This window comes from Calditrichota bacterium (assembly GCA_014359355.1).
Taxonomy (GTDB): domain Bacteria; phylum Zhuqueibacterota; class Zhuqueibacteria; order JANLFK01; family Oleimicrobiaceae; genus Oleimicrobium.
Map to the genome: position 1 here is coordinate 1 of JACIZP010000315.1, position 13006 is coordinate 13006.

The following is a 13006-nucleotide window of genomic DNA, read 5'->3' on the forward strand; positions in this document are numbered from 1 at the left end:
TCCGGCGGTTTCCGCTCAACGACAAGGAAAACTGCCTGTACGCCAAGGATGTCATCTCTTTGGCACGGGAAAAGGGCTATTTCAGCGGCAAGGACGAGGAGTTCAGCTTTGCCGAGGCCTATGCCCCTCCTGACTTTAGCGCGCTGCGCTTCTGCGAGGCGCGCGTGTGGAGCTTTTTCCGGCGTGCTGCCCCTTCGCAGCATTTTGCGCTGGACTATGTGCGCGGCGATGTGAGCGCCGAGCCGCTGCCGCTGTGGATCAAGCCCGACAAGAAGCTCAGTGTGCGCGACGTCATGGAGCTCATGCGCGACCACTTTGAGCGGACCGAGTTCGACCTCTCCGTGGGGGTGGGCGCAGGGCCTTTCGGTCTGCCCTACCGCTGGCGCCCGCTCACCTGGATGGTCGACAGCGTTCGCTACTTCAACGAGCGGGCCATCTCCACCCAACAGACCGGCTTCTCCTTCATCGCGCAGGCACGCTCCTGGCTGCCTAACCCCATAGGCGGCGTGTTCTGGTTCGGCGTAGACGACACCTACAGCACCGTCTACGTTCCCATCTACTGCGGCATCACCGAAGTGCCAAAAAGCTACGCGGTGGGCACAGGCTCCTTTGACCAGTTCAGCTGGGACTCTGCCTTCTGGGTGTTCAACTTTGTCGCCAACTATGCCTACTCCCGCTACTGCGACATGATCCAGGACATTCAAAAGGTGCAGCGGGAACTGGAGGGCAAGTTCCTTGCGGCACAGCCGGAAGTGGAAAAAGCAGCGCTGGCCCTGTACCAGACTTCGCCGCGACTGGCGGTCGACTACTTGACCCAGTACTCGGTGCGCGAAGCCGAGGCGACCGTAGCGCGCTGGAAAAAGTTGGGCGAATTCCTCATCTACAAATACCTGGACGGCAACGTCAAGGACGAGCTCGGGCATGTGAAGCATCCTGGCTATCCGGAGAGCTGGTACCGGCAGATCGTGCGCGACAGCGGCGATCGCTATCGCGTGCCAAAGTGAGCGGTTGCCACCAAGGAGCAATGCGGAGGACACATGAGCAAGATTTCCGTCACCCACAATCCTCCTCCAGAGACCTTGGAGAAGCTGGGCGTGAAAGAGTGGCCCATCTGGACGAAGGAGGCCTCGGAGTTTCCGTGGTTCTACGACGAGCAAGAGACCTGCTACTTTCTCGAAGGCGAGGTGACCGTCACCCCCGAAGGCGAAGAGCCGGTGAAGATTGGCAAGGGAGATCTGGTTGTCTTCCCGCAAGGGATGTCGTGCACCTGGAAGATCCACAAGGACGTGCGCAAGCACTACCGCTTCGGATGAACTCGCCACGCACTATGCCGATCGGCTCTTGAACGAGTTTGCAAAGAATTGACCGGCTCGCCCTTAGCCAGCCGGTAAGGCCGCCTTCGAGGCCGCTTGGTGCAAGTCCTCGCGCGGCCGGTGGAATAGGGCTTTCGCTCCATGCGAAGTAGGTCTCGGCACAAACGGCGACCTCAGGGCGTGAGTCGGCCACATCCGCAGAAGAGATGGCCATGAGCGCAGAGCGCCTTCCAATCTACCTCGACTACAACGCGACCACCCCCATCGACCCGGCGGTGGCGCAAGCGATGCTGCCGTACATCCAGCGCCACTTTGGCAATCCATCCAGCGCCCATGCCTACGGAGTAGCGGCAAAGAAGGGCGTCGAACGCGCCCGGGCACAGGTAGCCGCCATGCTCGGCTGCCGGGCAGAAGAGATCATCTTCACCTCCGGCGGCACAGAATCCAACAACATGGCCATCCTCGGCGCGGCCTACGCCTACCGGCAGAAGGGAAACCATATCATCACCTCGCAGGTGGAACACCCGGCAGTGATCGAGGTCTGCCGGTTCTTGGAGAGCCAGGGCTTTACGGTCACCTATCTGCCGGTGGACGAGTACGGCCTAGTGGATGCGGCGCAGGTCGAGCAGGCCATTACACCGCAGACCGTGCTAGTGACCATCATGCATGCCAACAACGAGGTGGGCACCATAGAGCCGATTGCAGCCATCGCGGAGGTCGCCCATCGCCACGGCGTGCTGGTGCATAGCGATTGCGCGCAATCCGTGGGCAAGATCCCCGTGAAGGTCGACGAGCTGGGAGTGGACCTCTTGTCCGTGGCTGGCCACAAGTTGTACGCGCCTAAAGGAGTGGGCGCCCTCTATGTGCGCACCGGCGTCGACCTTGCCAAGTTCATGCACGGCGCCGGGCAGGAGCTGAATCGCCGACCAGGCACGGAGAATGTGGTGCAGATCGTGGGGCTCGGCGAGGCGTGCGCCTTGGTGGAGCAGCATCTGCCGACCTACGCGGCACACATGCGGGCCATGCGCGACCGATTGGAGAAGGAGCTCGCCGAGCACGTGCCGCAGCTGCGCGTCAACGGCCATCCTGAGCAGCGCTTGCCCAACACGGCAAGCATCAGCTTTCCTGGTCTTGAAGCAAATACCATCCTGGCGGAGCTCACAGGGGTGGCAGCTTCGGCTGGCGCGGCCTGCCACAGCGACAGCGTGGAGATCTCTCACGTGCTGCGCGCCATGGGCGTGCCCACTGACTATGCTATGGGGACCATCCGTTTCTCCACCGGACGTTACACCACCGCGGCGGAAATCGACCAGGCGGTGGAACAAGTGGTGTCGGTAGTGGAACGGCTCTCAGCGCGCACACCCGTGGTAGTCTCTGCTGGCGAAGAGGTACGCCTGACTCACTTCACCCATGGGCTGGGGTGCGCCTGCAAGCTCCGGCCACAGCTCTTAGAGCACGTGCTGCGCAGCATGCCTCTGCCGACCGATCCCAACGTGCTGGTCGGCCCGGAGACTTCTGACGATGCCGCGGTGTACAAGATCGACGAGCACACCGCGGTGGTGCAGACCGTCGACTTTTTCACCCCGGTAGTGGACGACCCCTTCCAGTTCGGAGCGATCGCCGCGGCCAATTCCCTGAGCGACATCTACGCGATGGGGGCCAGGCCGCTCTTTGCCCTCAATGTGGTGGGCTTTCCCAGCAATCGCTTGCCGTTACAAGTGCTGCAGGACATCCTGCGCGGGGCCTCCTCAGTGGCCGAGGAGGCGGGGATCGCCATCATCGGGGGGCACACCGTGGACGACACCGAACCGAAATTCGGCTTGGCCGTGACTGGGGTGGTGGACCCCCACGCGGTCGTCACCAACCGCGGCGCAAGAGCTGGTGACGTCCTCATTCTGACCAAGCCCTTGGGCACCGGCATCCTCTCGACGGCGCTGAAACAGGGACTCTTGTCCAAGGACCAGGCCGAGTTGCTCTACCGCACCATGGTGGAACTGAATCGAGCGGCCGCCGAAGCCATGAGAGCCGTGGGCGTGCATGCCTGCACCGACGTCACGGGCTTCGGGTTGCTGGGCCACCTCTTGGAGATGATGAACGGCTCGCAGACATCGGCTGAGCTCCTTGCCGCGGAAGTTCCCCTCTTGCCCGGGGTAGTGGAGCTGGCCACCGCCGGCGTGGTGCCAGGCGGGAGCAAGGACAATGCTCGCTTCACCGCGCCGCAGGTGAGCTATGCTTCACATGTCTCCCAGATCCAGCGGTTTGTGCTCAACGATGCTCAGACCTCGGGTGGGCTGCTCATCGCCGTACCTGAAGCGGATGCGAAGCGCCTGCTGGAAGAGCTCCGCCAACGCGGTGTGGCGGCGGCCGCCATCGTGGGAAGGGTCCGCGAGCGGGGAGAGGGCGCCGTTATTGCAGTGCAATGAGATGAGCGCAGAGAATTCCTGCCCACAACCTCGCAATGCGAGGGCCAGCACCGGATCTGGCGCGCGGCTTTCTGCGGAGCAGGTGGCCGGTTTTCAGCAGCTCATCCTGAGCTACTATCGCCGCCACGGCCGCGATCTACCCTGGCGACGAACCACGGATCCCTACCACATCCTGGTCTCCGAGGTGATGCTGCAGCAGACCCAGGTGGAGCGCGTGCTGCGCATCTATCCGAAGTTCATCGCCCGGTTTCCTTCGCTGCACGCCTTGGCCGGCGCCACGGTTGCTGCCGTGGTGGCTGCCTGGCAGGGGTTAGGCTACAACAGGCGGGCGCTCGCCCTGCACCGTGCGGCTCAATTGCTCGTGCAAGACCACGGCGGAGCACTCCCCCGCGACGAGGCCCTGCTGGCGACCTTGCCGGGCATAGGACCGGCGACCGCAGCTTCCATCTGCGCCTTTGCGTTCAACATGCCGACGGTCTTTGTCGAGACTAACATCCGCACCGTGTTCATCCATTTCTTCTTCCCGCTGAAAGAGAAGGTGCCGGATACGGAGATACTTCCTTTGGTCGCTGCCACGCTGGAGAGAACTAACCCCCGCCTCTGGTATTCTGCGCTGATGGATTACGGAGTGATGCTCAAGAAGACGACGGGCAACCTCTCTCGGCGCAGTGCATCGTATCGACCACAGAGCCGCTTTGCCGGCTCCGATCGCCAGGTGCGGGGCCAAGTGCTGCGTTTGCTTCTCGCCGGTCAGCAGTTGACGGTAGTAGACCTCGCCGCTGCGTTGCAGCAGCCGGAGGAGCGTGTGGCACGCATCGCCGACGCTTTAGTGCACGAGGGATTCGCCGCACGGGAGGATGGTCGGCTCCGCCTACGCTGACTGCGAGGCTGCGCACGCGCGCTGACCTTGCAAGAGCCAGGTTCGAGGAAACTTGGAATCAATAGGGAGGGTTCGGCCATGTACAGAGACATAGCTGCTCGGTTCTGGATCGCGAACGCATGGAGAGCCTGGGCAGGACGAGCAGGCATAGCAGTTCTGGTCACCTCAGGCCTGCTGAGCGGCTGCGCGGCCCTCAAGACCATCGGCGTCAAGGAGCCCACCGCAGCAGTAAAAGGGGTGCGTCTGACCTCCCTTTCCTTCGAGCAACTGGGCCTGGCCGTTCAGGTTGGCGTGCAAAACCCGAATGCAGTGGCGCTGACCTTGGCTGGGTACGACTACCAGCTCAAATTGGGGGGAACGCCCCTTTTCTCTGGCACTCAGGAACAGGCAGTGACCGTGCAGCGCAACGCAGAAAGCGTAGTGGAGATCCCAGTCGCGCTGCGCTTCGCCGAGCTCTTTGACGCGCTGCAGAACCTGCGCACGCAGGACAGCACTGACTTGGGAGTAACCGCGAACCTGTGGTGTGACCTCCCGGTTCTCGGGCGCAAGAAGCTACCCATCAGCGTGAGCCACCGCGTTCCGCTGCTCAAACTACCGGCGCTGACGGTTGAAGGCCTCACCGCCAAGATGGTCGGGCTAACCAGCGCCGAAATAGGGCTCCGCGTGCGCGTGCGCAACCCCAACGCGCTGGGGTTCAACATCAACCAGCTCAGCTATGCGCTCACTCTGCACGACAAGGTCCCGGCCAACGGCGTGCTCCAGAATCTCCAGCTCCCCGCGCACGGGACGGCCGACTTTACCGTACCGGTCACTGTAGACCTCGTCAAAGTGGGGCAAGCACTCTTCTCGGCCTTGACCTCAAAACAGCCGGTCAAGTACGACCTGAAGGCGGACCTGGTGATGGGCACCGGCCTCGATCTCTTGCGCGAGGCTGCACTGCACCTCAGCCACAGCGGCCAAATCGCGCCCTGAAGGCAGGCAGAACCGAGGTGCAGCAGTCCCCAAGCCCAGACAAAGGATCGAGATCCAGGCGAGAGGTGAGCCCGCCACCAGGGCTGTTTGGACTCATCGCGCCTTGCTACGACCTGCTCAACCGCCTCATCTCTTTTGGGCAGGACAAAGGCTGGCGTCGTGCGGCAGCCACCTGGTGCGGACCGTTGGCCGAGTTTGGGGTGCTGGACATCGCCACCGGCACAGGTGACCAACTGCTGGCACTGGCCAGGATGGGTAGCCCGCCCCGCTCTCTCGTCGGCATCGACGCGGCAAAGGACATGCTGGGGCGCGGCAGGCGAAAGTTGAACGCCCTCAGGCCGCCTGTCCGCGCTCACTTCTCTCAGGCAGAAGCTCACAGCCTGCCGTTCAAAGAGCGCTCATTTGGCGCGGTAACCATGTCCTTTGCCATTCGCAACTTTGCCGATCGCCTGCAGGCTCTGTGTGAAGCGCGGCGCGTGCTGGTGCCAGGCGGCCGGCTGGTCGTCCTCGAGGCCGGAGTGCCTGAGAAGCCGGCCCTGCGCCTGCTCTTCCTGGTCTATTGCCGCTACGTCATGCCCAACCTTGCCGGGCTGCTTTCCGGGCAGCGCCGCGCCTACCGCTACCTGTGCGACTCCATTTTCTGCTTCCCTCGCCCGCAGGAGTTCTGCCGGCTCCTCGCCCAGGCCGGGTTCACAGTGCTGCACATGGAGAACCTGGCCTTTGGCGCGGCGAAGATTTTCGTCGCCACTGGTGCGGCTATGCCCGATGCCCAAGCAGACGGTTTTTCCCCTTGACAATCAACATAGATTTTGCTAAAATCAAAACCTTGCGTGGGCACGCTGACTCGTGGCAGCTGCTAACCCCTTCTTGCGGGGAGGCATTTACACCAAAGCTGCCGAATGGCCTGCGGAGAGACGGCTGGCGATTGCCGCAGGGAAGGAGCGAACCTGGGCCCAGGCAAGGAGCTGGGCACAGAGAGTGCCAACGCGGGAAGTGAATGCGGCGCCAGCAGCGGTTCTTTTCCCTGGCCGAGGCGAGGCAATTCCGCTCGCCTCCCGCACGAAGGCGTAGAGAAAATCAGCATGAAGATCAAGATTCTCACCACAGGCGGCACCATCGACAAGATCTACTTCGACCGGAAGAGCGAGTTCCAGGTGGGCGACCCCCAGATCGCCGAGGTCCTGAAAGAGGCTAACGTGGTGCTGGAGTATGAGATCGAACAGCTCATGCGCAAGGATAGCCTCGACATGACGGAAGAGGACCGCCAGCTCATCCGGGAAGCGATTGTGCGCGACACCACCCACCGCCACTTCGTCATCACCCATGGCACCGACACGATGATCGAAACGGCACGCGTGTTACGGGGGATCCCGGGCAAGGTCATTGTTCTCACCGGCGCGATGCAGCCCGCGCGCTTCCGCCTCACCGACGCCGTGTTCAACATTGGCTGCGCCATCATGGCCGTGCAGACTCTCCCCGAGGGCGTCTACATCGCCATGAACGGACGGCTGTTTCGTCCCGAGAACACCGTCAAGAACGTTGAGCTGAACCGCTTTGAAGAACTGCCACCTGCTCCCTCTCTTCAATCCGAGGGAGGAGACTGTTAGCAACAACAAAGGAGGAATGGCGTATGCGGATTCTCATCTTCGATGACTATGAGCAGTTGAGCAAGTGGGTGGCCTATTATGTGGCCAGCAAGATCAATCACGCCAAACCGACCAAGCGGAAACCGTTCGTCTTGGGTCTGCCTACCGGTTCGTCACCCATCGGCACCTACCGGCACTTGGTGCAGCTGCACAAGGAGGGCAAGGTCTCGTTCAAGAACGTGATCACCTTCAACATGGATGAGTACGTCGGGCTCCCTGAGGACCATCCGCAGAGCTACCACCGGTTCATGTACGAGCACCTTTTCGACCACATCGACATCCCCCGCGGCAACATCAACATCCTCAACGGCAACGCGCCGGACCTCCAAAAGGAGTGCGACGCGTACGAGGCCAAGATCCAGCGCGTAGGGGGCATCGACCTCTTCTTGGGCGGCATCGGGCCGGACGGCCACATCGCTTTCAACGAGCCCGGCTCGTCGCTGAGCTCGCGCACCCGCATCAAGACGCTGACCCTGGACACCAGGAAGGCGAACGCCCGCTTCTTCGACAACGACGTGACCAAGGTCCCGAAGACGGCGCTGACCGTCGGCGTCAAGACGGTGATGGACGCCCGCGAGGTGTTGATCATCGTCAGCGGCTATGCCAAGGCGCGGGCCTTGCGCATGGCCGTGGAAGAGGGCGTCAACCACATGTGGACCGTCTCCATGTTGCAACTGCACCCCCATGGCATCATCGCCTGCGACGAGGAAGCGACCATGGAGCTGCGCGTGGGCACCGTCAAGTACTTCCGCGACATCGAGGCGCAGGCGCTGGCTACCTTGCCTGAGTTGTAGAGGGTCCGGCCATGGCCTATCGCAAGCTCTCCGCCGCCGAGATTCGCCTCTTGGAGAAGCAAGGCTGCCGCGCCCAGGACTGGGGCACCGTGGAGGTGGCGCCCGATTTTGACCCGCGCCGCGTGCAGCAGACCACCTTTGCCGGACGCGTGCGCTTGGGTGCCTTCCGCGACTGGCTCGACCTGCATGAAGGCGTACGCAAGCCCTGCGGGGTTTATCGCTCCTCGCTGCAGGATTGCACCATCGGCGAGGACTGCTACATCGCCGACGTGCGCAGCTTGGCCCGCTATGACGTAGCCGACCGGGTGGCCATCGAGAACGTGGGCTGCCTCGTGGTCACCGGCGAGACCACCTTTGGCAACGGCGTGCGCATCGAGGTGCTCAACGAGGCAGGCGGTCGGGAAAAGCCGCTGTTCCAAGGAATCACCGCCCAGATTGCCTACCTCATCGTCACCTACCGCCATAACCACGAGCTGATTGCCAAGCTGTACGAGCTTGTCGACCAGGAAGTGGCCGCAACCAAGTCCGACCGCGGCGCCGTCGGCGAAGGTGCCCGCATCACCGACTGCGTCACCATCCGCAACGTGGCCATTGGCCCGCATGCGCGAATCTCGGGCGCCTTGCTCCTCGAAGAAGGAACCATAGCGAGCAACGAGCATGACCCGATTCTCATCGGCCAAGGGGTCATTGCCAAAAAGTTCATCGCCCTCTCCGGCGCACACATTGACGGTTCGGCAATCGTGGACAAGTGCATTGTGGGCCAGGGCGTGCGCATCGGCAAGCAGTTCTCGGCGGAGAACTCCGGGTTTTTCGCCAACTGCGAGTGCTTCCACGGCGAGGCGGTGAGCGTCTTCGCCGGCCCGTATACCGTCACCCATCACAAGTCCACCCTGCTCATCGCCGGCATGTTTTCCTTCTACAACGCTGGCAGCGGCTCGAACCAGAGCAACCACATGTACAAGTTGGGCCCTGTCCACCAGGGCATTTTGGGACGGGGCGCAAAAACAGGCTCTTTCTCCTACATGATGTGGCCCTGCCGCGTGGGCGCCTTTACCGGCGTCATCGGCAAGCACTATGCGAACTTTGACACGTCCGAGTTCCCCTTCTCCTACATCTTGGAGGCAGAGGGAAAGAGCGTGCTCATGCCCGCCATGAACCTGTGCACGGTGGGCACACGGCGCGACAGTGCCAAGTGGCCCCGCCGCGACCGGCGCCGCGACCCGGACAAACGCGACCTCATCAACTTTGCCCTGTTCAGTCCGTACACCGTTGGTCGCATCCTTCTGGGGATCGAACGGCTGGCAGAACTTGAGGCAACAGTGCCACCAGACCAGCCGTTCGCCCAGTACGCGGGCGTGCACATCAAGCGCGCCAAGATACGGCCTGCGATAGAACAGTACGAAATGGCGGTGCGCATCTACTTAGGCGAAGAGCTCGCCAAGCGTCTCGAGGCTCATCGCGACGCCCGCTCCTATCGGGAACTACTCGCCGCCCTGCACAGGCCCCAGCCCGAGGCCACCGGCCGGTGGATTGACATGGCCGGGATGCTCGCCCCGCGACAGACCGTGGAGCAGCTCATCGCCGCGGTCACTGCCGGCCAAGTCCGCAACCTGGAAGAGCTGCGCACCCGCCTCAAGGCCCTGCACGAAGACTATGAGGGCCTCGCCTGGGGTTGGTGCATCGACATCATCGAGAAGAGGTCAGGCACCGCCTTCACCCGCCTCAGCAAGGCGCAGGTCATCGATCTCCTACGCCAGTGGCAGGAAAGCGTGGCGCGCTTCAACGCCCTGGTACTGGAAGATGCGCGCAAAGAGTTCTCCGAGCGCAGCCGCATCGGTTATGGCCTGGACGGCAGCGTGGACGAACGCGATCGCGACTTTGAGGCCGTGATCGGCAAGTACGAGGAAAACAAGTTCGTCAAAGAGGTGGAAGCAGAGACGGCGACCGTGCAGCAACGTGCCGCCGAGCTCATCCCCTTTGTCGAGGCACTCCCGGAGGGAAATGCATGAACGCTCGTGTGCCCATCCATGTGGACGACCTCTGCCTCAAGGCGATTGACTTGTGGACGAACAGGTGGCTCCTGCTCACTTCCGGGGATTTTCGGGCCGGCCACTTTAACTGCATGACCGTAGCCTGGGGCAGCATCGGTCAAATGTGGGACAGACCCTTCGTGCAAGTGGTAGTGAGGCCTTCTCGCTACACCTACGGGTTCATGGAGCGCTACCCCACCTTCACCTTGTGCGCCTTTCCCGAGGCATACCGGGGAGCCCTCGAATTGCTCGGCAGCAAATCCGGGCGCGACGGTGACAAGATCGCCGAGGCAGGGTTGACGCCGCAGCCCGCCATTGTGGTGGCCGCTCCATGCTACGCCGAGGCCGACTTGGTCCTCGAATGCCGCAAAATGTACTGGGACGACTTGGCGCCTGAACACTTCGGCGACGCCGGGATTGCCTCGCTCTACCCTCGGGGCGACTATCACCGCGTCTATTTTGGCGAGATCCTCGCCGTGAGCGGCAGCCCCGACTATCGCGCCTGCAAGGCGAAATGAGCGAGGTCCAAGGCGTAAAGAGCGGAGGGCTACCCGCATGAACGACTTCAAGGGCAAGGTCGCCATCGTCACGGGTGGAACCGGGGGACTGGGACAACATGTGACACGAGCCTTCCTGCAACAGGGGGCTACCGTCGTCGTGCCATACAGGGAGGAAACGTCATTCGCCGCGCTGCAGGAGGCTCTCGGCGAGCTGAGCCAGGCCGTGTGTGGGCTGCAGGCCGACCTGCTCGAAGAGCCGAGTGTAGCCAAGATGGTGGAGGAGGTCGTCCGGCGGTTCCGGCGCATCGACGTGCTCGTGCACCTGGTGGGTGGGTTCTTAGGCGGGGTGCCGGTCGCAGAAACCACCCTGGCCCAATGGGAGCAGATGATGCGGCTCAATGTCCTCTCCACCTTCCTCTGCTGCCGGCAGGTCGTGCCGGTGATGGTCCGCCAGGGCTCCGGCAAGATCGTTACGGTTGGCGCGCAGGCGGGCTTGCAGGGCCGGGCTAAGGTTGCCGCCTACGCCGCGGCCAAAGCGGCCGTGCTCAATTTCACCCAGTCGCTGGCCGCGGAAGTGAAGAAGCAGCACATCAACGTCAATGCCGTGGTGCCCAGCACCATCGACACGCCTGCCAACCGTGCCGCCATGCCGGATGCCGACTACTCCCAGTGGGTGAGCCCCCAATCGTTAGCGCAGGTGATTCTCTTCTTGGCCTCCGATGCGGCACGGGACATACACGGGGCGATCGTTCCGGTGTTTGGCTAAGAACCGCGGGATGATGAAGGGCCTTTGCGAACCACGAGCGGGAGTTGTTTGTGGCAAGTGGCACCCGCAACGGTCTCCATGCTCAAGCCGAATAACCGCTGGCCCCCGCGTGTCAGCGTGCAGAGGGGAATCAAGCAGACTCCTGATGGAGATCCTCTTCTTTGGCGTGGTCCTGGGAGCATGCGGGTGAGCGGCCGCCGGGCCAAGGCCCGAGGGCCCTCCCGAAAACCCCAACCGCAAGCTTGCCCACCTCCGCCCGCCACTCTTGCTGCCCGCGGACCTTGGGTGCGCCTATTGAGCCCAACGGCTTGGCGTTAACCTACGTGCGCGTCAGCGCCCGTCGGGTTCAACGCCATGTTCGGCGGCAGCTCGCTGGCGTGCCGCTCGTACCACTGCAACAAAGATTGAGCCGCGCGCAGTGCGGCATGAATTGAGGGCTCAACGTCGGCAAAGCGAGATTCCAGGGATATCGGGTCAACCGCTATCCGGACGACGAGCGACTTGCCGGCCCTGGCGATCGCCATCCCCGCGTCGAGGGTGGCTTGGAACCGCGTTACGAATTGTCCCACGTTCTCGGCTTGACCATCGAATTGCAGATCAACGTTTCCATAGGGGACCTTGTGAACCAATTTCACTCCTTTCCGCAGCTGGTGCGGCTTGAAGTAGATGAAGGTGGAGGTTGCCGGCTTGGAACCCGGTCTGGGCATGCGTAGCCCAGGAGCTATCGAGGAGGCCGTCTTCCAGTAGTTCTGCCAAAATCCGGTGGCTACGGCATCGGGAACCATCCTCCACCCGTTTTCACCACGTGTGATGGCTGTCTTGATCAGCTGGACCTTGTACATCGACCTCTGGTCACCGCTTGCGCTAAACCATTCCACAAGGTCCTCGTAGGTGAGCCTTCGCTGGAATCCGCTGACTGAATCGACGTAGGACTTCGGTCCGACCAGCAGAGTCACGATCTGGTCGCACTCGCCTCGCGAAATGTAGTCTCGACCACGCTGGGAGTACCGCTCGGCCTGACGAGGCTGCAGGGCCGCGTCGATCTTGTCCTCGACCAGAACGCGCGTCCGGCACCCTTCGCGATAGAACGTGACTTCGAGGTCCGATTCGCCCTTTGACGTCACCACCGAGCGGGCTACGCCCTCGAGCACTTGCGGGCGCTCCAGCCCCACCCTGGTTACGAACCAATCACAGAATTCCGGAGACACCACCAGCTCCTCAAGGATGAGCAGATCGATGTCGCGCTCCGTTACACCTCGCAGTTCAATCTTAGGCATCGTTTCCTCCTGGTCCGCCTAACGGCTTGCGCTTCAGTCGCCCGCGTAGCGGGTGGGCTGGATAGGGGTGTTGGGGGGCGCTTTGCCCTGAAGTGATCCATGGTGTTGCAAAACGTCCATAGCCAGTAAATCACCTATGAGCAGCGGCGGCGCAATCTCTATACCGTTCCCCAAACTTTGCCATGAGATAATTCTCCTCAGGAAGTGGCAGGGCGTGATGGCAAATAATGGTCGCAACTACAAGCCAAAATTATGTTCAAAGCCCGTGCAGGGCCCAACAAGACAATGATACCCGTCAGATAGAGTGGATTTCTCGATGTTACGAACACACCCGTTTTCACGACCCGACTCCCTGCATAACCAGAATCGGTAGGTTGAGCGCAACGGGCAAACTCACAGTGAGCC

The 13006-nt window shown here is 62.2% G+C and carries 12 protein-coding genes; 11 read left to right on the forward strand and 1 reads right to left on the reverse strand.

The genetic code is table 11. The features are described from left to right. From H5U38_13535 to H5U38_13585, 11 genes are all read left to right on the forward strand, one after another. Positions 1–1004: C69 family dipeptidase (locus H5U38_13535; GenBank protein MBC7188041.1), on the forward strand; the 1004-nt coding region annotated here is incomplete at its 5' end. Positions 1005–1037: 33 nt separating this feature from the next. Next, positions 1038–1313 (forward strand): cupin domain-containing protein, encoded by a 276-nt coding sequence (locus tag H5U38_13540; protein MBC7188042.1) that lies wholly within the window; start codon positions 1038–1040, stop codon positions 1311–1313. A gap of 212 nt (positions 1314–1525) precedes the next feature. After that, positions 1526–3736 (forward strand): selenide, water dikinase SelD, encoded by a 2211-nt coding sequence (gene selD / locus H5U38_13545; GenBank protein ID MBC7188043.1) that lies wholly within the window; start codon positions 1526–1528, stop codon positions 3734–3736. 1 nt (position 3737) lies between these two features. Further along, on the forward strand, positions 3738–4616 hold the full coding sequence (locus H5U38_13550; GenBank protein ID MBC7188044.1) for an A/G-specific adenine glycosylase: 879 nt from the start codon (positions 3738–3740) through the stop codon (positions 4614–4616). 78 nt (positions 4617–4694) lie between these two features. Then, positions 4695–5588 (forward strand): LEA type 2 family protein, encoded by an 894-nt coding sequence (locus H5U38_13555; protein MBC7188045.1) that lies wholly within the window; start codon positions 4695–4697, stop codon positions 5586–5588. An 83-nt stretch (positions 5589–5671) separates the two neighbouring features. Next, the gene (locus H5U38_13560) at positions 5672–6382 is read left to right on the forward strand and encodes a ubiquinone/menaquinone biosynthesis methyltransferase (protein ID MBC7188046.1); all 711 of its coding nucleotides are present in this window, start codon (positions 5672–5674) and stop codon (positions 6380–6382) included. 288 nt (positions 6383–6670) lie between these two features. Beyond that, positions 6671–7195: an asparaginase gene (locus H5U38_13565; GenBank protein MBC7188047.1), complete on the forward strand. Its 525-nt coding sequence runs from the start codon at positions 6671–6673 to the stop codon at positions 7193–7195. A 23-nt stretch (positions 7196–7218) separates the two neighbouring features. After that, a complete protein-coding gene (locus H5U38_13570; GenBank protein MBC7188048.1) occupies positions 7219–8028 on the forward strand; it encodes a glucosamine-6-phosphate deaminase in 810 nt (269 codons plus the stop codon). A gap of 11 nt (positions 8029–8039) precedes the next feature. Next, entirely contained in the window at positions 8040–10037 is a 1998-nt protein-coding gene (locus tag H5U38_13575) for a DUF4954 family protein (GenBank protein MBC7188049.1), read from the forward strand. Continuing rightward, complete coding sequence (locus H5U38_13580; GenBank protein ID MBC7188050.1) at positions 10034–10576, forward strand: flavin reductase; 543 nt, start codon at positions 10034–10036, stop codon at positions 10574–10576. Before H5U38_13575 ends, H5U38_13580 begins: the two co-directional genes overlap by 4 nt. Before the next feature lie 37 nt (positions 10577–10613). Further along, on the forward strand, positions 10614–11324 hold the full coding sequence (locus tag H5U38_13585; protein MBC7188051.1) for an SDR family oxidoreductase: 711 nt from the start codon (positions 10614–10616) through the stop codon (positions 11322–11324). Positions 11325–11638: 314 nt separating this feature from the next. Here the strand turns inward: H5U38_13585 and H5U38_13590 are convergent, their stop codons facing one another. Continuing rightward, entirely contained in the window at positions 11639–12601 is a 963-nt protein-coding gene (locus H5U38_13590) for a hypothetical protein (GenBank protein ID MBC7188052.1), read from the reverse strand. Positions 12602–13006: the final 405 nt, after the last annotated feature.